Raw genomic sequence first — 20272 nt, 5'->3', positions numbered from 1 at the left:
TGATTCAGACGACATCAGCCGCCAATCGTTGCCTTGCGGGCGTCGATGATCGGCTTGTAGAAGTCGGCGTTGACTTCGACGAAGCCCTTGTAGTCGCCGCCTTCGACAGCTGCGAAGCAGGCTGCGTCGGTCTTCGGCAGGTCAAGCATGAACTGCTTGAACTTGGCCTTCACGTCAGCGCTGAGCGAGGAACGGACCACCGTCGGGCCGTTCGGGATCAGCGGCGAGCGCCACAGCTCGACCAGGTCGTTCATGTCGAGGATGCCCTTGTCGACCATCTTGCGCAGGTTGCCGGAGGTGTAGCCTTCCTTGAACTCGCCAATGCCCGAACCGAAGGTCGTGCCGGCATCGAACGTGCCCTTCAGGACTTCGAGAACGAGGTTTTCATGACCGCCGCCGAAACCGGTTTCAGCGAAGAATTCCTTGACCGGCATGCCGATCGTTTCCGGCAGGGTGACGCTCGGGATCAGGTAGCCCGAGGTCGAGTCCGGGTCGGCGAAACCGAGTTTCTTGCCCTTCAGGTCTTCGATCTTGGTGAAGCCCTTGTCCTTGCGGGCAACCATGATCGAGTAGTAGCCGGTCGAACCGTCGGTCTGCTCGGTCGTCAGGATCGGCTCGACGGCGTCGGCCTTGGCGAGATAGATCTTGGCATAGCCGGAAGCGCCGAGTTCGGCAAAATCGAGCGTGCCGCCGAGCAGGCCCTGGATGACGCCGTCATAGTCTGCGGCCGGGAAGAAGGAAACCTTCTCGACGTTCAGGGCGGTCTTCAGGTGATCGCCGAGGCACTGGAAGTTGCGCAGACGGTCGGCTTCGTTCTCGCCGCCGATGATGCCGACGCGGAATTCCTTGAGGTCTTCGGCCTGAACCTGGCCCATCAGGCCGAGGAGCGCAACGGCGCCCAAAAGTGCTTTCTTCAACATGGGTCTTCTCCTGTTATCCGGATTTAGCCGGCTCACATTCGGTTAAAACATCTGCCCTTGACGCGGGCTCTCGATCCCGGACGCCTTTTAAAGGCCGGCCAGTGCCAGCGGCTGAAGGCCGGCGGATTTCGTATTGTCCTGCGCGGCAGGAATATTGATGCTGGTGGAGGTCATCGACTCGTCGAGATCGGCGCCCGAACCATAGATTTCCGCGACGGCGGCGGCCGTCAGGTCCTGCGGCTGACCGTCGAAAACGACACGGCCATGCGCCATGCCGATGATGCGCTCGCAGTAATTGCGCGCCGTATCCAGCGTATGCAGGTTGGTGACGACGGTAATGCCATCGCGCTCGTTGATGTCGCGCAGCGCATCCATGACGATCTTGGCGTTCAGCGGGTCGAGCGAGGCGATCGGCTCATCGGCGAGCAGCATCTTCGGCTGCTGCATCAAGGCCCGCGCGATCGCAACGCGCTGCTGCTGGCCGCCCGAAAGCGTGCCGGCCGGCTGCAGCGCCGTCTGCTCGATACCGAGCCGCTCCAGCGCGCCGATTGCCATGATCCGCTCTTCGCGGGTGAACATGTTGAGGATGCTGAGAACCGTGGAGCGATGATTGAGACGTCCGAGCAGGACGTTGGTCAGCACGTCGAGGCGCGGCACCAGGTTGAATTGCTGGAAGATCATGGCGCAATCGCGCTGCCAGCTGCGCAGGGGCGCGCCGCGCAGTGACGAGACTTCGAGATCGCCGAAATGAATGGAGCCTGACGAGACGTCGTTGAGGCGGTTTATCATCCGCAGCAGCGTCGATTTGCCGGCGCCGGAACGACCGATAATGCCGACCATCTGGCCCTGCGGGATGTCGAAGGTAACGGAATCGACGGCAATCTTCTTGCCGAACTGACGCGTTACATTCTTCAGCTGAAACATGGGCAGTCGTCCTCTGGCAGCCGCACCGGTCATCGGTACGAGACATGCCTTAAAGCTGCTTGATGAAGGGGGAATGTCAGATTGGTGTCGTTTTTGTTACAGTCCACAATCCCCGCTGGCGCGGGGATTGCAGTGGCATTTCATCAGGCATTGTGACGCACGAGGAAGGCGTCCGCATCGAGCATTCGGAAGTCGTCGAGCGCATCGCGCAGCTTGGCGTGATCCCAGTCCCACCAGGCGAGCTTTTCAAAACGCGCAACAATATCGGCGCCGAAACGCTCGCGGATCAGCCTGGCGGGGACGCCGCCGACGATCGTGTAGGGCGCGACATCCTTCGAGACGACGGCACCCGCCCCGATCACCGCGCCATTGCCGACGGTGACCCCCGGCAAGACCGTCGCACCGTGACCGATCCAGACATCATGCCCAATGAAGACGCGATTTTTGCGACGCCAGGCGAAGAAGTCCTGCTCCATGTCCGCATCCGGCCAGTAATTGGAGGCTCGGTAGGTGAAGTGATGCAATGTCGCGCGCCAGGTCGGATGGTTGGTCGCGTTGATTCGAACCGAAGCGGCAAAGTTGGCGAATTTGCCGACCGTCGCGCACCAGATCGAGCCGTCACGCTCGATATAGGAATAATCACCGAACTCGACCTCATCGAGGCGGCAGCGATCGCCGATTTCCGTGTAACGGCCAAGCACCGACTGATTGACGGTCGCGGTCGGGTGGATCGTCGGTTCTTCCGTCAGTTTCTGGCTCATGCGGCAGCCTTTCGCGGCGAAAATGCGGAGACGTCGAGAATGCGGTCGGCCACGGCGTCGCGCACTTCCTCGTCGTGGAAGATGCCGAGCAGGGCGACGCCTTCGGCCTTCTTGGCGGCGATCATGCCGACCACGACACGGCGGTTCACTGCGTCGAGTGAAGCGGTGGGTTCATCGAGCAGAAGAATGGCGTGATCGGTGATGAAGCCGCGGGCAATGTTGACGCGCTGCTGCTCTCCGCCGGAAAAAGTGGCCGGCGGCAGCTGCCAGAGTTCGCGCGGCAGATTGAGCTTCGCCAGAAGATCGGACGCTCTTTCGCGGGCCTCAGCCTGCGCCACGCCGCGCGCCAGAAGCGGTTCGGCGACGACATCGAGGGCCGAGACGCGCGGTACGGCACGCAGGAACTGGCTGACATAACCCAATGTATCGCGCCGCACCTCCATCACCGCGCGCGGCGCCGCATGGGCGAGATCGACGAGGTGCCCCTGATGCTCGATCAGGATCTGGCCGCTGTCGACGGCGTAATTGCCGTAGAGCATCTTCAGGATCGAGCTTTTGCCGACGCCGGACGGGCCACCGAGCACGACGCATTCGCCCTTCTTTACGGAGAAAGAGACGCCGGAAACGACCGGCAAAGTGATGCCATCGCGCAGATGCATGGTGAAGCTCTTGAAGACTTCGGAAACGACGAGTGGCGTCGGCATAATCACACCTGCAAAATCGAGGACACGAGAAGCTGGGTATAGGGCTCGCGGGGATCGTCGAGCACCCGGTCGGTCAGGCCCTGCTCGATCACCAGACCGTCCTTCATCACCATCATCCGGTGCGACAGGAGACGCGCGACGGCGAGGTCGTGGGTGACGATAATGGCCGACAGCCCGAGGTCGTGCACGAGACCGCGCACCAGATCGAGAAGTCGCGCCTGGACCGAAACATCGAGGCCGCCGGTCGGCTCGTCCATGAAGACCAGACGCGGCGAGGTCACCAGATTGCGGGCGATCTGCAGACGCTGGCGCATGCCGCCGGAAAAGGCGCGCGGCTGGTCGTCGATCCGGTCTTCATCGATCTCGACACGGGCCAACCAGTCGGCTGCGGTGGCGCGAATATTACCGTAATGCCGGTCGCCGACCGCCATCAGCCGCTCGCCGACATTGGCACCGGCCGAGACCGTCATGCGCAATCCGTCCGCCGGATTCTGGTGGACGAAGCCCCAGTCCGTCCTCATCAGGAACCGCCGCTCGGCCTCGCCCATGCGGGCGAGATCCCGGTACTGGCCATCGCGCATATGATACTCGACGATCCCGGAACTCGGCATGAGCCGCGTGGACAGGCAGGACAGGAGCGTCGTCTTGCCCGACCCGGATTCTCCGACGATCGCCAGGACTTCACCGGGCCAGAGCTCGAACGAGACATTCCGGCAACCGATGCGGCTGCCATAGAATTTCGAGACATCGTTGACTTTGAGAAGGGGGGTGTCGGTCATGATGGATATCCCATGCTGAGCGGGAGGTGCTGTTCTGGGCGGATGGTTGCGGCACACTCCCTCTTCTCCCCAGCGGGGAGAAGTGCCGAGCGGATGCGAGGCGATGAGGTGGGCGTAGGCGAAGCCGGAGCCAGAGGAAGGTGGCCTTCGGCCCCCCTCATCCGGCGCTTCGCGCCACCTTCTCCCCGCTGGGGAGAAGAGGAGAACTGCGCCAGCCGCAATGCCGATTGATCTACCAAGCTCACTCCGCCGCCTCCTGCCGGGCCAGCATTTCGCCGGCATGGCCATGCTCGCGGCGGTCCTCGCAATGGTCGGTATCGGAGCAGACGAACATGCGACCGCCCTTGTCATCCAGAACCACCTCGTCGAGATAGACGTGCTCCGCACCGCAAAGCGCGCAGGGCTTGTCGAAATGCTGGATTTCGAACGGGTGATCCTCGAAATCGAGGCTGACGACGTCGGTGTAGGGCGGAACGGCATAGATGCGCTTTTCGCGGCCGGCACCGAACAGCTGCAGCGCTTCCGAGCGGTGCATTTTCGGATTGTCGAATTTCGGAGTCGGCGACGGGTCCATCACGTAGCGGCCCTCGACCTTGACTGGATAGGCATAGGTCGTGGCGATATGACCGTTGCGGGCGATATCCTCGTAAAGCTTCACATGCATAAGGCCGTATTCCTCCAGCGCATGCATCTTGCGGGTCTCGGTCTCGCGCGGCTCGAGGAATCGCAGCGGCTCGGGGATCGGCACCTGGTAGACCAGCGTCTGTCCGGCGCTCAGCGTTTCCTCGGGAATGCGGTGGCGGGTCTGGATGATCGTCGCCTCGCGCGTCTTCGTCGTCACCGCCACATTGGCGACCTTCTGGAAGAAGGCGCGGATGGACACGGCATTGGTCGTATCATCGGCACCCTGGTCGATGACCTTCAGCACGTCATTCGGGCCGAGGATCGCCGCCGTTACCTGCACGCCGCCGGTGCCCCAGCCATAGGGCATCGGCATTTCACGCGAGGCGAAAGGAACCTGATAGCCGGGTATCGAAATGGCTTTCAGGATGGCGCGGCGGATCATCCGCTTGGTCTGTTCGTCGAGATAGGCGAAGTTGTATGTGGCAAGATCGGCCATGATCGATTACCTTGTGAACCGGAAGACGGACATGGGAGAGGCGATATGGAGCCCGGTACCATCAGCTTTGGCGTCGTGATGTTGATGATCCTGGCGCCTGTTATGCTGACGCTGGCAGTCGCCGGCCATAATGCCGGCAAGAGGCGCAATGCCCGTTCCGCTGCATCTGGCGGCGGTGAAACCGGTGTGATCTTCGACGTCGGGGGCCATTGCGGCAGTGATTCCAGTGGTGGCGATTGCGGCGGCGGGGGTGACGGAGGTGGCGGCAGCGATTGATCCGCCCCACTGTGACGAAATCATCATTCTGCCGCCTCGTGCATTCGCGCATAGGCTTCCAGCCGCTCGTCCAGCGTACCGGAATGCAGCTCGAACAGATGATTGTCGGCGTCGTGGAAATAGATCGACCTACCCTCGCCCTCGATGCGCGGCCGTGGCGGCATGACATCGAGACCAAGGGAGACAATGCGCTCCAGGTAGATGTCGATATCCTCGTCGCGGATCTTGAAGGCGACGTGGTTGTAGGTGCGCTGGTTCAGGCTTTCCCCTTCCATGATGGCGATCCAGAGGTCGCCGATCATGAAGAATTTTTCCGGCGCATGTGAAAACGGCTTGTCACCGCTGTCATAGACTTCCCTGGCGCCGAAGACGGTTTCGAGAATTTCGCTCATCCGGTCGAGATCGCGGACGACGAAGGTCATGTGGGAGATGTCCTCGATCATTCCGCCGCCTCCCGCATCGTGCCCGTCTTCTCCGCCTCAGCGCGAGTCTCATATTCGGCGCGCATGCGGCGCACGAGATCGAGTTCCGCCTGAAAGTCGACATAGTGCGGCAGCTTCAGATGCTCGACGAAGCCGGTCGCCTGGACGTTGTCGGAATGGGAAATCACGAATTCCTCATCCTGCGCCGGCGCGACGATATCCTCGCCGAATTCCTTCGCCCGCAGGGCGCGATCGACCAGCGACATGGCCATGGCCTTGCGCTCGCTCTGGCCGAAGACGAGGCCGTAACCCCGTGTGAACTGCGGCGGCGTCTTGGTCGAGCCCTGGAACTGGTTGACCATCTGGCATTCGGTCACCTGGATACGGCCGAGCGAGACGGCAAAGCCGAGTTCGGGAATATCCATCTCGACCTCGACCGTGCCGATACGGACCTCGCCAACAAAGGGATGGGTGCGGGCATAGCCGCGCTGTGTCGAATAGGCGAGCGCCAGCAGGAAACCCTCGTCGCCCCGCGCCAAAGCCTGCAGGCGCAGGTCGCGGTTCAGCGGAAATTCAAGCGGCTCGCGCGTCAGATCGCCCGGCACGTGGTCCTGCGGCATCTGGCCATCGCCCTCGATCAGTCCTTCGCCCGACAGGATGTCGGAGACGCGCATCATCGAGCCCTCGTCGACCGGACGGCGCAGCGGTTCGGCGACGGGCTCATCCGTTAGCAGCGACGGGTCGAGCAGGCGATGGGTATAGTCGAACGTAGGCCCAAGCAACTGGCCGCCCGGCAGATCCTTGTAGGTCGCCGAGACGCGGCGTTCGATCTTCATGGCGGCGGTATCGACCGGCACGGACATGCCGAAGCGCGGCAGTGTCGTGCGATAGGCACGCAGGATGAAGATCGCCTCGATCATGTCGCCACGCGCCTGCCGCACGGCCAGCGCGGCCAGTTCGCGATCGTAGAGCGAGGCCTCGGCCATGACGCGATCGACCGCAAGTCCGAGCTGGGCGACGATCTGGTCGATCGAAATCGCCGGCAGCGACCGGTCGCCACGGCGGCGGTCGGCGAGAAGCTGGTGCGCATTGGCGATGGCGGCTTCGCCTCCCTTGACGGCAACATACATGGTCAGACCTCCCGACGGCGAAGTTTGGTGGTGCGCGGCAGGCACACGATATCGGTGCCCGCCACGAGGATCAGATCGACGCCGCGCGGGAAAATCGCCCGGTTTTCATCCCACAGCGTCAGGAAGATGTCGGGCAGGCCGACCGGGGCGATGGTGACCTCGTCACGAATGCCGGGGCCTGTCGCAGTAAAGGCCAGACCACCCTGCAGCGCGGCGATTTCCAGGACCAGTGTCGCCGAGCGATCCGGATATTCCTGGGTGCCGAGTGCGAACTGGTCGAAGCCGGGCACCAACCCACCTGCCTCGACGAAGACGAATCGCGCTTCCGGCCGGACATCCGTCAACGGCGCGCCGGTATGGAAGGACAGCCAGGCGGGAACGGTCGATGCAGCAAGCGCCGCGCTCAGCCAGACAGGTGTTCCATCGTCGCAGAGCGTCAGCGCGATCGCACCCGCACCCGCGCCGAGCGGAGCCGGAGGAGCCGCGGCCGCACCGAGCGACAGGATCGTGCCCGGCCGGGCCATGGCGTCCATCAGCGCCTTGAATACGGATTGGGACTGGAACACCGGATCGGCGAAAGCGCCGGCATAGATGCCGGTCGCGGCACGCTGTTGCTCGCTTTGGATAGCCATCAATTGTCTCCCCGCACCATGGTGAAGAAATCGACCCGCGTCGCCGCCGTTTGTTCGGCCTGCAGGCGATCTTCGACTTCGATCCGCCCCTCGATGGCCTCGACCATCCGCAGGACGGTCTGCCGATGCTCCGGCCGCTGCTGGAGTGCATCGAAGATGGCGGCAAGGCGTGCCTTTTCCCGATCGTTGCCAAGCAACTGCCCATGGCCGACTTCACCCGAAGCCAGGCGCACCGCGGCACGGCTGACGGTCGCTTCGCCCAGATTGAAGGCATCGCCGCCACCGCCGACGCGGCCGCGTACCATGATCAGCCCCGTTTCGGGACCACGCACGGGATGCACCTCCGGCTTCGGCTCGACGGCCTGCCAACCGGCCTGCAGCTCGGCAGCAGTGGCACGCGCCAGAAGGCCCATGGTCCGTTTGCGCTGATCCGCAGAGGCGTCTCGTTTTTCTCTGATCGCGTCCATTGCTTTCCGTCCGAAATGTCTATTAATATAGACAACCATACATCTGATAACCCACTTCTAGAACTTGAACATGACGGGCCTGTGACATGAATTCGAAAAAAGCCGTCGAGCGGCAGACCGGGGTTGCCCTCTGGCGGCAGATTGCCGACCTGATCCGGCTTGCGATCAGCAATGGCGAATACGACAAGACCGGCATGGTTCCGCCCGAGATGATGCTGGCAGGCCAGTTCGGCGTCAACCGCCATACGGTGAGGAGCGCGCTGGCGGCCTTGGCCGAGGAAGGTCTTGTCCAAGCCATCCAGGGGCGCGGCACCATGGTCCGGCGCAAGGAACGCCTGAGCTTTCCAATCTCCCGCCGCACCCGCTTTTCACAGGGTCTGAGCGACCAGACACGCGACCTCGAAGCGAGATTGCTGGCGCATGCCGTCGTGCCCGCGACCGGGGAAATCGCGACCGGGCTGGGCATTCCCCCCGGCATGCCATGCATAGAGGTGGAAGCGCTCAGCAGTGCCGATGGACGGCCGGTCTCCTGCTCCACCAGCTATTTTCCGCAGGCGCGGTTTCCGGGCATGGCCCAGCATTTTGCGCAACTGGGCTCGATCACCAAGGCCTTCGCGGCCGAGGGGCTCGCCGACTATGTGCGCGTATCGACGGAACTCGTCGCCCGGCATGCCGATGCCAACGAGCTGTCATTACTCAGGCTGTCGCCCGGCGCCATCGTTATCGAGGCGACGGCGATCAATGCCGATCCGGACGGCGTTCCGGTGCAATTTGCCCGCACCCGCTTTGCCGCCGATCGCGTCAAGCTGAAGATCGAGACCTAAGCGCAACAAAAAGGGCGCGATGCCGAAGCACGCGCCCTTCAGTGTGCTGACAAAGTCATCTTTCCGCGATTTCGGACGTTATTTGGGACGTCTGAAGCCACCATCCTCTCAGTCATTCCTGTGCTCGTCACAGGAATCCAGTCAGCCCAAGTCCTTGGCCTGAAAGAGTCTTTTGACCCGACAGACGTCGGGTCACTGGATCCCCGCCACGAGGGCGAGGATGAGGGATAGTGGGGTTGCCGCATTCTCAAACAATCGGCTTGTGAGTTTGTCAGCAGTCTGAAGGGCGCGATGCCGAAGCACGCGCCCTCGCATCGAGATCGCTTCAACGATCAGACGTCGGCGATGAAAGTCTGCTTCTGCGTGCCGAGGCCCTCGATGCCGAGTTCGACGACATCGCCGGCCTTTAGATATTGCGGCGGGTTGAAGCCCATGCCGACGCCGGGCGGCGTGCCGGTCGAGATGACATCACCGGGATGCAGCGTCATGAACTGGCTGAGATAGCTGACGACATGCGCGACACCGTAGACCATCGTCTTCGACGAGCCGTTCTGCTTGCTGACGCCATTGACCGTCAGCCACATCTTCAGGTTCTGCGGATCGGCGACTTCATCCTTCGTCACCAGCCAGGGGCCGGTCGGGCCAAACGTGTCGCAGGACTTGCCCTTGGTCCACTGGCCGGCGCGCTTCGTCTGGAAATCGCGCTCGGAGACGTCGTTGATGACGCAGTAGCCTGCGACATGATCGAGCGCATCGGCTTGCGACACATACTTGGCCTTCTTGCCGATGACGACGCCGAGTTCGACTTCCCAGTCGGTGGCTTCCGAACCGCGCGGGATCAGCACGTCGTCGTTCGGGCCGACGATGGCCGAAGTCGCCTTCATGAAGATGACGGGTTCCGGCGGAACGGTCGCGCCGGTTTCGGCGGCGTGGTCGGCATAGTTGAGGCCGATGCAGATGAACTTGCCGGTTCCGGCAACACATGCGCCAAGGCGCGGTGAACCTCCGACAACCGGCAGGCCGTCGATATCGAGACCATCCGCCCAGCCTATGTCGCTGATCGCCGCACCGCCGACATCGGCGATCACGCCGCTCAGATCCCGGATCTGGCCATCCGAGCCGAGAACGCCCGGCTTTTCCGAGCCGATCGGCCCATACCGCAGAAGTTTCATGTTTCTCTTCCCTCAAACGCAATGATGATGCGCACTGACAAATCAAAGGCAGGCGGCATTGTAAAGCGCTTTACCGGTCAAATCATATTCACAGGTGGATAAATCTTGCATGAGTGAACATATTTTGCCGCTTTCGTCGGATCGGAAGGCGGCTTCGCCCATTTGCAAGCGTCCCACAGGGGCAAGATGTGGCGGGGAACGAAACCCCCGCGACATGCAATGGTCAAGCAGCCTTGGCGTAGGCCTTTGCCATGTCCGGCAGGCGCATGACGCGGATCTTCGAGGCCTGTCCGGCAGCGTTGAAGGCGATGAAACGCTCCTTGCAGACTTCGACCATGCGCGCCGTCGCCGGCTTCAGGTAGTTGCGCGGATCGAAATTATCGGGATGCTGCAGGTGGTGCTTGCGGATTTCGCCGGTGAAGGCCAGACGCAGGTCAGTGTCGATATTGACCTTGCGGACACCGAGCGGGATGGCCTTCTGGATCTCGTGTACCGGAACGCCCCAGGTCTGCTTCATCTTGCCGCCGAATTCGTTGAACAGGTCCTGCAAGTCCTGCGGCACCGAGGACGAGCCATGCATGACCATATGGGTGTTCGGTAGGCGCTTGTGGATCCTGGCGATCGTGTCGATCGACAGGATTTCGCCATCCGGGGCGCGAGTGAACTTATAGGCGCCGTGGCTGGTGCCGATGGCGACGGCGAGCGCATCGACGCCGGTCTTCTCGACGAAATCGAAGGCCTGTTCCGGATCGGTCAGCAGTTCGTCCCGCGACAGTTTGCCTTCGAAGCCATGGCCGTCTTCCTTCTCGCCAGCGCCCGTTTCCAGGTTGCCGAGACAGCCAAGCTCGCCTTCGACGGAGACACCGGCCGCGTGGGCGATCTTCACCACTTCGGCGGTGACGCCGACATTGTATTCATAGGAGGCGATCGATTTTCCGTCGGCCAACAGCGAACCGTCCATCATGACGGAGGTAAAGCCGTTGGTAATCGCCGAGATGCAGGTCGACGGCTGGTCGCCATGGTCGAGATGCAGGCAGACCGGGATATGCGGATATTCTTCCGCCGCACCAAGGATTAGGTGGCGCAGGAACGCATCGCCGGCATAGGCGCGGGCACCACGGCTCGCCTGCAGGATGACCGGGGAATCCGTCGCATCGGCGGCGCGCATGACAGCCTGGATATATTCAAGATTGTTCACATTGAAGGCAGGCAGGGCGTAATTGTGTTCAGCCGCATGGTCCAGCAACTGACGCAAGGTGATCAATGCCATTCAAGAAGTCTCCCGTTTCTTGCGCCGCCCTTATGCGGCAGCCACCGTTATTCTCCGATTGAGCAGAACTGCTCGCCGCAAACGCCAACCGGTCTTTTGACCAGCCCTCCTGGGGAATGCGGGACGGATTTGTCCGCACCTTAATTGATGATCCACGTTTGGCAACTGCCGCTAAAATGCAAACACCCTCGGTTTGTTACCGGTAACGTTACAGATCGGCCGCTGTGGACAAACTTTCATGCATTTTTTCTCAGAAAAAGTTCGAAACAGCTTTCGGTTGAAAGCAGAGCATCATGCACGAAAGGTTTGGAGAATGCAGGCGCCAAAGCTTGAAGGGTCTGCCGAGAACGATCCTTTCCGCCCGCCTGAACCAAAAGAATGCATATTACGTAAGGTGCTGGAAATCATTCCCAATCTTGCGCCACGCTCCGTGATGGCCGGGTGACGGATATAGCCTGACCACCGCAAACGGGTCGAAAAGCGACACGATTGAAATGCAACCGCGACGCTATAGTTACCTGCCGGTTATGCATGCAGCGGCCCTCACGGTATGACAAAGAGCCTTGCCTTTGCCCGAAAATTGGCATTCTCTCGCCGCTTCACAACCTAAAAGAGGGGAAGGAGAACAAAATGACATTGGCAAAATTCAACCTCCGTACAGCCATACTGCTGGGATCGATTCTCATCGGCGCAAGCCCGGCGCTGGCCGAAACCGTCCTGCACCGCGGCAATGCCGGCGAACCGCAGACGCTCGACCAGGCCCACACCTCCATCAACATCGAAGAGTTCATCCTCAAGGACCTCTACGAAGGCCTGACCATCTATGACGCCTCCGGCAAGATCGTGCCCGGCACCGCCGAAAGCTGGGACCTGTCCGATGATGGTCTCGTCTATACCTTCAAGCTGCGCGCCGACGCCAAGTGGTCGGACGGTTCGCCGGTTACGGCGGAAGACTTCGCCTTCTCGCTGAAGCGCGTCGAAGATCCGAAGACTGCCGCCGGCTACGCCAACATCCTCTTCCCGATCAAGAACGCCGAAAAGGTCAACAAGGGCGAAGTTCCGCTTGACCAACTGGGTGTGAAAGCCGTCGATGAGAAGACGCTGGAAATCACGCTCGAGCGTCCGACCCCCTTCTTCCTCGAACTGCTCGCCCACCAGACCGCCCTGCCGGTCTCCAAGGCCAGCGTCGAAAAGAATGGCGCCGATTTCGTCAAGCCAGGCGTGATGGTGTCGAACGGCGCCTACAAGCTCGTCGCCCACACGCCCAACGATACGCTGACGACGGAAAAGAACCCGTCCTACTGGGATGCCGCCAACGTCAAGATCGACAAGGTCATCTTCTACCCGATCGACGACCAGGCCGCTTCGGTCCGCCGCTTCGAAGCCAAGGAAATGGACCTCGCCTATAACTTCTCGGCCGACCAGATCGACCGCCTGAAGAAAGCCTATGGCGAACAGGTCCATGTGTCTTCGGCACTCGCGACCTATTACTACGCTTTCGACACCCGCCAGGAGCCCTATAGCGACGTTCGCGTCCGCCGCGCGCTCTCCATGGCCGTCGACCGCGACTTCCTGGCCAAGGACATCTACTCGGGCTCGCAGCTGCCATCCTATTCGATGGTGCCGTTCGGCATGGCCGGTTATGAGCCGGGCAAGGCCGATTTCGCAGACATGTCACAGCTCGATCGCGAGGATGAAGCCCTCAAGCTGATGAAGGAAGCCGGTTACGGTGAAGGCGGCAAGCCGCTGAAGATCGAAATCCGCTACAATACCAACCCGAACCACGAGCGCGTCGCCACCGCCGTCGCCGACATGTGGAAGAACACCTTCGGCGCGGAAGTGTCGCTGGTGAACCTCGACGTATCCTCGCACTACGCCTACCTGCAGGAAGGCGGCAAGTTCAACGTCGCCCGCGCCGGCTGGACAGCCGACTATGCAGACGCTGAAAACTTCCTGGCGCTGAGCGTTGGTTCGAACAAAACCTTCAACTACGGCCACTTCGAAAACGCCGAGTTCGACGGCCTGATGAAGAAGTCCTACGAGGAAATCGATCCGACCAAGCGTGCGAAGATCCTCCACGACGCCGAAACACTGCTGATGAAGGAACAGCCGATCGCGCCGTTCCTCAGCCAGGCTGAACTCTGGCTGGTCTCGGACCGCGTCAAGGGCTGGCAGGACAATGCTGCCAACCAGCACCTGAGCAAGTTCCTCAGCATCGCCGAATAACGGCACTTTGACGCGCGGCGACCGCTGGTTGCCGCGCGTCCCGGCCAGAGAGAAAAACCATGATCTCCTTTGTCCTGCGTCGCCTGGCGAGCGCCGTGCCGACCCTGTTCATCGTCGTCACGATCTCCTTCTTCCTGATGCGGTTCGCCCCCGGCGGTCCGTTCAACCTGGAACGTCCGCTGCCACCGCAGACCATGGCCAACCTGATGGCCACCTATCACCTCGACCAGCCGCTCTGGAACCAGTACGTCGCCTATATCGGCAACGCTGTAACGGGCGATTTCGGTCCGAGCTACATCTACAAGGACAACACCGTCGCCGAACTGATCGGCAAGGGCCTGCCCTATTCGATGGAACTCGGCTTCTATGCGCTGATGCTGGCGCTGATCGGCGGCGTGCTGACCGGCACGATCGCGGCGCTCCGGCAAAACAGCGCGCTCGATTTCGCGATCATGTCGATCTCGACCATCGGCGTCACCGTGCCGAACTTCGTCGTCGGCCCGGTGCTGACGCTGATCTTCGCCATCACGCTGGCCTGGGTTCCGGCCGGAAGCTGGGGCGATGGCTCGTTGCGCTTCCTGATCCTGCCGATGATCGCGCTGGCCCTGCCGCAACTGGCGGTCTTTGCCCGGCTGACGCGCGGCTCGATGATCGAGGCGCTGCACACCGATCATATCCGCACCGCCCGGGCCTACGGCCTGCCGGCCCGCACCGTCGTCATCACCCACGCCATGCGCGCGGCGATGCTGCCGGTCGTGTCCTATCTCGCCCCGTGCGCGGCAGCCCTTCTCACCGGCTCCGCCGTCGTCGAAACGATCTTCACCATTCCAGGTGTTGGCCGTTATTTCGTGCTGGGCGCCATCAACCGCGATTACACGCTGGTCATGGGCACGGTCGTGCTCGTCGCCATCTTCGTCATCGTCTTCAATCTTCTGGTCGACATTCTCTACGGCCTTCTCGATCCGAGGGTTCGCCATGACTGATATCCTCACCCCCGCCGCCCTGCCGCCCGAAACGCAGAGCCGCAGCCTGTTCCAGCTTGCTGCCATGCGCTTCCGCCGCAACCGCGCCGCCATGGCGGGCTGTGTCGTGCTGGCGCTGATCGCCATGTTCTCGTTCCTTGGCCCCTATTTCATCAGCCACAGTTATGACCAGGTCTTTCCGTCCTATGTGACCATCCCGCCGAGCCTCGAGGCACGGCCGGATGCATCGAGCCTGCAGGACGTCATGCAAGGCGTTGCCGGGCGCGCCCGCGTCGATCTCAAGGAATTTGCGGTCGAGGGCCAGACCTTCACGGCGACCGTCACCTCCGACAAGCCGATCGATCCGCGCGCCACCCGCTATTTCGACCGGGCCAACGAATTCGACGCGACGCAGGTCGTCGCGACCGAGGATGACGGCAAGACGCTCAAGCTCACCGGCAGCGTTTCGCGCGAATATTTCCTGTTCGGCACCGACAGCAACGGCCGTGATCTGATGGCCCGCGTCATGCTCGGCGGCCAGATCTCGATCGCAGTCGGCCTGCTCGCCAGCCTTGTTTCGCTTAGCATCGGCGTGCTCTACGGCGCGACGTCGGGCTATATCGGCGGACGCATCGACAATGTCATGATGCGCTTCGTCGAAATCCTCTATTCGCTGCCCTTCGTCTTCCTCGTCGTCGTGCTGGTGGTCTTCTTCGGCCGATCCTTCATCCTGATCTTCCTCGTCATCGGCGCGGTCGAATGGCTGGACATGGCGCGCATCGTGCGCGGCCAGACGCTGGCGCTGAAACGGCGGGAATTCATCGGCGCGGCACAGGCGCTCGGCCTGACGGACTGGCAAATCATCCGCCGCCACATCATTCCCAACACGATCGGCCCCGTCGTCGTCTTCGTCACCGTCGTCGTGCCGAAAGTGATCCTGCTCGAAAGCTTCCTTTCCTTTCTCGGCCTCGGCGTCCAGGCGCCGCTGACAAGCTGGGGCGCGCTGATCGCCGAAGGGGCGAACAATATCCAGTCCGCCCCCTGGCTTCTGATCTTCCCGGCGATCTTCTTCGTCCTCACCCTCTTCTCGCTGAACTTCGCCGGCGACGGCCTGCGCGATGCGCTCGACCCGAAGGACCGCTGACATGACCGATAAACGGGAAACAATTCTCGCCGTCCGCGACCTCAAGGTCACCTTCACGACGCCGGACGGAGACGTGCAGGCGGTCAAGGGCATCGATCTCGATATCAAGGCCGGCGAAACGCTGGCAGTGGTGGGAGAATCCGGCTCCGGCAAAAGCCAGACGATGATGGGCATCATGGGCCTGTTGGCGAAGAACGGTAAGGTCACCGGCTCGGCCAAATATCGCGGCCAGGAACTCATCGGCCTGCCGATGAAGGGGCTGAACACCGTGCGCGGCGCCAAGATCACCATGATCTTCCAGGAGCCGATGACCTCGCTCGATCCGCTCTACACGATCGGCCGGCAGATCGCCGAACCGATCGTCCATCACCGCGGCGGCTCGTTCAAGCAAGCCCGCGCCCGCGTGCTGGAACTCCTGGAACTGGTCGGCATCCCCGATCCCGCGCGGCGTATCGACAGTTATCCGCACGAAATGTCCGGTGGCCAGCGCCAGCGCGTCATGATCGCCATGGCGCTCGCCAACGATCCCGACATCCTGATCGCCGACGAACCGACGACCGCGCTTGACGTGACCATCCAGGCGCAGATTCTCGATCTCCTGAACAAGCTGCAGGCCAAGTTCGGCATGGCGGTCGTCCTGATCACCCACGATCTCGGCATCGTCAAGCATTTCGCCAGCCGCGTCGCGGTGATGCGCCGGGGCGAAGTCGTCGAGACCGGTTCGACAGCCGACATCTTCGAGCGCCCGCAGGCGGACTACACCAAGATGCTGCTGGCGGCCGAGCCGCATGGACGAAAGCTGTCGCCCGCCGATACCGCCCCGATCATTCTTGAGGGCGCGAACGTCGCGGTCGATTACGTCACTGGCGGCGGCCTTTTCGGTTCTTCGGCTGGCGTCTTCCGGGCTGTCGATGGCGTGTCGATACGACTGAAGGAAGGCCAGACAATCGGTATCGTCGGCGAATCCGGCTCCGGTAAATCGACGCTTGGCCGCGCGCTGCTGCGGCTGGTGCCGAGCAGCGGGCGTTACCAGTTCGGGGCGACCAATATTTCCGACTTCGGGCGCTCGGCCATGCGGCCGCTGCGCCGGCAGCTGCAGCTGGTCTTCCAGGATCCCTACGGGTCGCTTTCTCCGCGTCAAACCGTCGGCGAGATCATCACCGAAGGGCTTTATGTCCACGAGCCGCAGCTCAGCCGCGCCGATCGTGACAAGCGCGCCATCGAGGCCTTGAAGGAAGTCGGGCTCGATCCGGCGGCGCGCAACCGCTATCCGCACGAGTTCTCAGGCGGCCAGCGCCAGCGCATCGCCATCGCCCGCGCAATCATCCTGAAACCCCGCGTCGTCATTCTCGACGAGCCGACATCGGCGCTCGACCGCTCTGTGCAGGGCCAGGTCATCGACCTCCTGCGCACATTGCAGAAGGCCCACGGCCTCTCCTACATCTTCATCAGCCACGACCTGTCGGTCATCAAGGCCATGTCCGACTATGTCGTGGTCATGAAGAACGGCAAGATCGTCGAGGAAGGCGAGACGGACGCCATCTTCGAATCTCCGCGCGAGACCTATACGAAGACGCTGATGAGCGCGGCGTTCACGGCGTAGCGCCTCGAGTGCTTGCCCGCCCCATCAGGCGGGCCGCATCCGCGCAAAGCGTCCGGGCCGCTCTCCGACATGGCGGCTGAAGGCCGTGCTGAAGGCACTGGCCGATTTGTAGCCGACACGCTCGGCGATATCGGCAATGTCGAATTCACCGCGACGGAGCATGTCCTTGGCGAGCGCCATCCGCCAGGATATGAGATAATCCATCGGCGACTGACCGACGGCACGGCTGAACCGGTCGAAGAAGGACGAGCGGGACAGGGCTGCCTTCCTTGCAAGCTCGGCTATAGTCCAGGCGCGTGCGGGATCCCCATGAATCTGCCGCATCACCTCCGCCAGTCTTGCATCGCCGAGACCGCGCAAAAGGCCCGGCGGCGCGTCGTCGCCTTCGCCCCAGCGCAGTGCTTCAACGAGGAGGATTTCAACCAGGCGGGACAGAACGAGATCCCGCCCCGATCGGCGTTCGCTTGTTTCCTCGCCGACGAACTGCACGAGGGCCGAAAGCCGTTTGGCGCCGCGCGCATGGATCATCGCCGGCAGCATCGATACCAGCAGATCCCTGTCGGGTGAATCGAAGACGAAATATCCGCCCAGCAACCGGACGTCAGGCTCGCCTTCCTGCGCCCCATGCCGCACTTCCTCCGTCGCGGCCGGCGCCACTTTTGGATCGATGAATGTAGGTTCCACCGGCTCGAACCCCGACATGGTGAAGCCCGGCGTCGCCGGCAGCAATATGAAATCGCCGGCTTCCAATGTCACCACCGGCTGGCCATCCACGGCAAGGCGGCAGCTGCCCGCGATCACCGTGCAGAAACTCGGCTCGCCGAAATCGGAATAGCGCACAGCCCAGCGCCCGGCACCGCTGATCCCCTTTGAGAACACCGTTCGAGGCCGCAGTAATGTGATGACTTCCGAGAGAGGATCGCTCATATTTGGACGATAGCGCACTAAATATGGACTTTCAATTATAGAAAGTCCGACATGGTCGCTCTATTCTCGGGCGGTATCCAATAAGAGAGAAACATCCATGAAAACCGTCCTCATCACCGGCTGCTCGTCAGGCTATGGCCTTGAGACCGCCCGTCATTTCCATACAAAGGGCTGGAATGTCATCGCGACGATGCGCACGCCCCGAGCCGACATCCTCCCTGCCTCGGATCGTTTGCGTGTTCTGGCGCTCGATGTCACCGACCCCAACAGCATAACCGCTGCGATCGAAGCGAGCGGTGCGATCGACGTCCTCGTCAACAATGCCGGCATCGGCATGTTCGGCGCGCTTGAGGCAACGCCGATGACGACCATTCGTGACGTGTTCGAGACGAACACATTCGGCGTCATGGCCATGACGCAGGCCGTAATCCCGCAGTTCCGCGCTCGCCGGTCGGGGATGGTTGTGAACGTAACCTCAAGCGCAACGCTGAAGCCAATGCCACTGGTATCCGTCTACACGGCCAGCAAGATGGCGATCGAAGGATTTACCGCGTCGCTCGCCCACGAACTCCAGACGTTTGATGTCCAGGTCAAGCTGGTGCAACCGGGCTACGGACCCTCGACTCGCTTTTCGGAAAATACCGGACCAAGGCTGGCCGGGCTGATCCCGGAAGCCTATGCCCCGTTTGCACAGAAGATATTCGCCGATATGACGCAACCCGGCGAGGTGACCGTCGCGAGCGATGTGGCCGAAACTGTATGGCTGGCAGCAAATGACACGACAGGGCAACTGCGTTTCCCGGCCGGCCCGGACGCTGAGGCCTTGGCTCGGATGGGCTGAGCGAGGCGCGATTTCTTGCAGATAAACGCAGGTCAGACGACTTCCGTGACTTCGCTGCGCTGCTTCTTCAACTGCTGTTCGCGGAAGAAGATGAACAGGCCGGACGCAACGATCAGACCCGCGCCGATGATCACCGTCCAGCGCGGCGTATCGCCGAAGAAGATCCAGCCGAAGACGACGGCCCAGAAGAGCAGCGTATATTGCAACGGCACGACGGTGGCGGCATCCGCAAGCTTCAGCGACCGGCTGACGAGGACATGGGCGAGCATGGCGACAATGCCGAGCAGGCTGAGGCAGAGCACACCGGTCATGTCCATCGGTGCCCAGCCGGCCGGATTGGCGCCGACGCCGACCAGCGAGAAGATCAGCGCGCCCATCAACTGCCAGAAGATCAGCGTCGTATCCGGCGTCGAGCGCAGGGTGCGGCCGAGAAGCAGCGCGAAGGCGAAGGCGGCGCTGCCGGCGAGCGCGATCAGCGCCGGCAGGGAAAAACTTTTGCTCGATGGCTCCAGAGCCAGCAGCACGCCGGCAAAGCCGATGAGGATCGCCGTCCAGCGCCGCCAGCCGACCTTTTCCCCCAGCAGGAAGGGCGATGCCGCCGCCACATAGATCGGCGCAGCCAGCCAGTAGGTCATGGCATCGGCGAGCGGCATATAGGCAACAGCGAAATAGAAGGCGGATGCATCCATGGCAAACAGCAGAGAGCGCAGGGCATGCAGCCACGGACGATCGACCTTGATGAGATTGCGCCAGCCGAGCTTCATGAAGAACGGCACCAGCACGATCAGCGCCGCGACGCTGCGGATCGTCATCAACTGGCTGACCGAATAGGTCGAGACTAGCCATTTGCCCATGACGTCGTTCAGCGAGAACATCAGCATGCCGAGCAGCATGAACAGCACGCCGGTGCGGGCGGCGTTCGTGGGATAGAAGATAGGGGCGGCTTGCACGGTCATGATATCGGGGTTCCGGCGACAATGGCTGCCAGTCGCACATTCGCTCGCCGTTATCCATCCCCGAAAACTGATGGGTCGATCAGCAATCGGAATGCCATTCCGCTTTTTCTAAATCCTTGATTTTGTGTGCATTGCAGCATTGATAGAATTCTTCTATCAATGCATGCGGTCAACGCGATTGATCAATAAGGGAAATTCGATCAAAACCTTGT

Annotated in this window: 21 protein-coding genes; 7 read left to right on the top strand and 14 right to left on the bottom strand. The window is 61.8% G+C overall.

Features of this window, described 5'->3' with window-relative positions; genetic code table 11:
- Positions 1-14 precede the first annotated feature (14 nt).
- From phnD to ASG68_RS24420, 6 genes are all read right to left on the bottom strand, one after another.
- A complete protein-coding gene (phnD, locus tag ASG68_RS24445) occupies positions 15-920 on the bottom strand; it encodes a phosphonate ABC transporter substrate-binding protein (RefSeq protein ID WP_062586274.1) in 906 nt (301 codons plus the stop codon).
- An 87-nt stretch (positions 921-1007) separates the two neighbouring features.
- Complete coding sequence (phnC, locus tag ASG68_RS24440) at positions 1008-1844, bottom strand: phosphonate ABC transporter ATP-binding protein (RefSeq protein ID WP_062586273.1); 837 nt, start codon at positions 1842-1844, stop codon at positions 1008-1010.
- Positions 1845-1987: 143 nt separating this feature from the next.
- Positions 1988-2605, bottom strand: coding sequence for a DapH/DapD/GlmU-related protein (locus tag ASG68_RS24435; protein WP_062586270.1), 618 nt, complete (start codon positions 2603-2605; stop codon positions 1988-1990).
- Entirely contained in the window at positions 2602-3309 is a 708-nt protein-coding gene (gene phnL / locus ASG68_RS24430; RefSeq protein WP_062586268.1) for a phosphonate C-P lyase system protein PhnL, read from the bottom strand. Before phnL ends, ASG68_RS24435 begins: the two co-directional genes overlap by 4 nt.
- 2 nt (positions 3310-3311) lie before the next feature.
- Positions 3312-4088, bottom strand: a complete 777-nt coding sequence (gene phnK, locus ASG68_RS24425; RefSeq protein ID WP_062586266.1) for a phosphonate C-P lyase system protein PhnK — start codon at positions 4086-4088, stop codon at positions 3312-3314.
- Between the two features lie 241 nt (positions 4089-4329).
- A complete protein-coding gene (locus ASG68_RS24420) occupies positions 4330-5208 on the bottom strand; it encodes an alpha-D-ribose 1-methylphosphonate 5-phosphate C-P-lyase PhnJ (RefSeq protein WP_062586264.1) in 879 nt (292 codons plus the stop codon).
- 45 nt (positions 5209-5253) lie between these two features.
- Between ASG68_RS24420 and ASG68_RS24415 the strand changes: the two genes are divergently transcribed.
- Positions 5254-5484 (top strand): hypothetical protein, encoded by a 231-nt coding sequence (locus tag ASG68_RS24415; RefSeq protein ID WP_062586261.1) that lies wholly within the window; start codon positions 5254-5256, stop codon positions 5482-5484.
- A gap of 23 nt (positions 5485-5507) precedes the next feature.
- Here the strand turns inward: ASG68_RS24415 and fosX are convergent, their stop codons facing one another.
- From fosX to phnG, 4 genes are read right to left on the bottom strand one after another with little or no spacing between them, the layout of a single operon-like run.
- Positions 5508-5927 carry a FosX/FosE/FosI family fosfomycin resistance hydrolase gene (gene fosX / locus ASG68_RS24410; protein WP_062586260.1) on the bottom strand — a complete coding sequence of 140 codons (420 nt, stop codon included), beginning with the start codon at positions 5925-5927 and terminating at the stop codon, positions 5508-5510.
- Positions 5924-7036, bottom strand: a complete 1113-nt coding sequence (locus ASG68_RS24405) for a carbon-phosphorus lyase complex subunit PhnI (RefSeq protein WP_062586259.1) — start codon at positions 7034-7036, stop codon at positions 5924-5926. The genes fosX and ASG68_RS24405 overlap by 4 nt, the downstream gene beginning before the upstream one ends.
- Positions 7037-7038: 2 nt before the next feature.
- Positions 7039-7668: a phosphonate C-P lyase system protein PhnH gene (gene phnH / locus ASG68_RS24400; protein WP_062586258.1), complete on the bottom strand. Its 630-nt coding sequence runs from the start codon at positions 7666-7668 to the stop codon at positions 7039-7041.
- Positions 7668-8135: a phosphonate C-P lyase system protein PhnG gene (gene phnG, locus ASG68_RS24395; protein ID WP_062586257.1), complete on the bottom strand. Its 468-nt coding sequence runs from the start codon at positions 8133-8135 to the stop codon at positions 7668-7670. The genes phnH and phnG overlap by 1 nt, the downstream gene beginning before the upstream one ends.
- Before the next feature lie 86 nt (positions 8136-8221).
- Here phnG and phnF point away from each other — a divergent pair, with 86 nt between their 5' ends.
- Positions 8222-8959, top strand: coding sequence for a phosphonate metabolism transcriptional regulator PhnF (phnF, locus tag ASG68_RS24390; protein WP_062586255.1), 738 nt, complete (start codon positions 8222-8224; stop codon positions 8957-8959).
- Between the two features lie 332 nt (positions 8960-9291).
- Here the strand turns inward: phnF and ASG68_RS24385 are convergent, their stop codons facing one another.
- The gene (locus tag ASG68_RS24385; RefSeq protein ID WP_062586253.1) at positions 9292-10131 is read right to left on the bottom strand and encodes a fumarylacetoacetate hydrolase family protein; all 840 of its coding nucleotides are present in this window, start codon (positions 10129-10131) and stop codon (positions 9292-9294) included.
- 223 nt (positions 10132-10354) lie between these two features.
- Positions 10355-11401, bottom strand: coding sequence for a class II fructose-bisphosphate aldolase (gene fba / locus ASG68_RS24380; protein WP_062586251.1), 1047 nt, complete (start codon positions 11399-11401; stop codon positions 10355-10357).
- Positions 11402-12031: 630 nt separating this feature from the next.
- On the opposite strand from fba, the gene ASG68_RS24375 reads away from it, so the two are divergent.
- The 4 genes from ASG68_RS24375 to ASG68_RS24360 are packed head-to-tail and all read left to right on the top strand — an operon-like array spanning position 12032 to position 17336.
- Positions 12032-13627, top strand: coding sequence for a peptide ABC transporter substrate-binding protein (locus tag ASG68_RS24375; protein ID WP_062586248.1), 1596 nt, complete (start codon positions 12032-12034; stop codon positions 13625-13627).
- A gap of 59 nt (positions 13628-13686) precedes the next feature.
- Positions 13687-14610 carry an oligopeptide ABC transporter permease OppB gene (oppB, locus tag ASG68_RS24370; RefSeq protein ID WP_062586246.1) on the top strand — a complete coding sequence of 308 codons (924 nt, stop codon included), beginning with the start codon at positions 13687-13689 and terminating at the stop codon, positions 14608-14610.
- Positions 14603-15733, top strand: coding sequence for an ABC transporter permease (locus ASG68_RS24365; RefSeq protein WP_062586244.1), 1131 nt, complete (start codon positions 14603-14605; stop codon positions 15731-15733). Before oppB ends, ASG68_RS24365 begins: the two co-directional genes overlap by 8 nt.
- A 1-nt stretch (position 15734) precedes the next feature.
- A complete protein-coding gene (locus tag ASG68_RS24360; protein WP_062586242.1) occupies positions 15735-17336 on the top strand; it encodes an ABC transporter ATP-binding protein in 1602 nt (533 codons plus the stop codon).
- Positions 17337-17360: 24 nt separating this feature from the next.
- On the opposite strand, the gene ASG68_RS24355 is transcribed toward ASG68_RS24360, so the two are convergent.
- Complete coding sequence (locus tag ASG68_RS24355; RefSeq protein ID WP_062586240.1) at positions 17361-18263, bottom strand: AraC family transcriptional regulator; 903 nt, start codon at positions 18261-18263, stop codon at positions 17361-17363.
- 97 nt (positions 18264-18360) lie between these two features.
- Between ASG68_RS24355 and ASG68_RS24350 the strand changes: the two genes are divergently transcribed.
- Positions 18361-19104, top strand: coding sequence for an SDR family oxidoreductase (locus tag ASG68_RS24350; protein ID WP_062586238.1), 744 nt, complete (start codon positions 18361-18363; stop codon positions 19102-19104).
- A gap of 32 nt (positions 19105-19136) precedes the next feature.
- Here the strand turns inward: ASG68_RS24350 and ASG68_RS24345 are convergent, their stop codons facing one another.
- Complete coding sequence (locus tag ASG68_RS24345) at positions 19137-20060, bottom strand: DMT family transporter (protein ID WP_062586236.1); 924 nt, start codon at positions 20058-20060, stop codon at positions 19137-19139.
- Positions 20061-20272: the final 212 nt, after the last annotated feature.

It is taken from the genome of Rhizobium sp. Leaf453 (assembly GCF_001425605.1).
Taxonomy (GTDB): Bacteria; Pseudomonadota; Alphaproteobacteria; order Rhizobiales; family Rhizobiaceae; genus Pararhizobium.
Note: the sequence above shows the minus strand (reverse complement) of the source record. Positions and strands in the feature narration are given on the sequence as shown.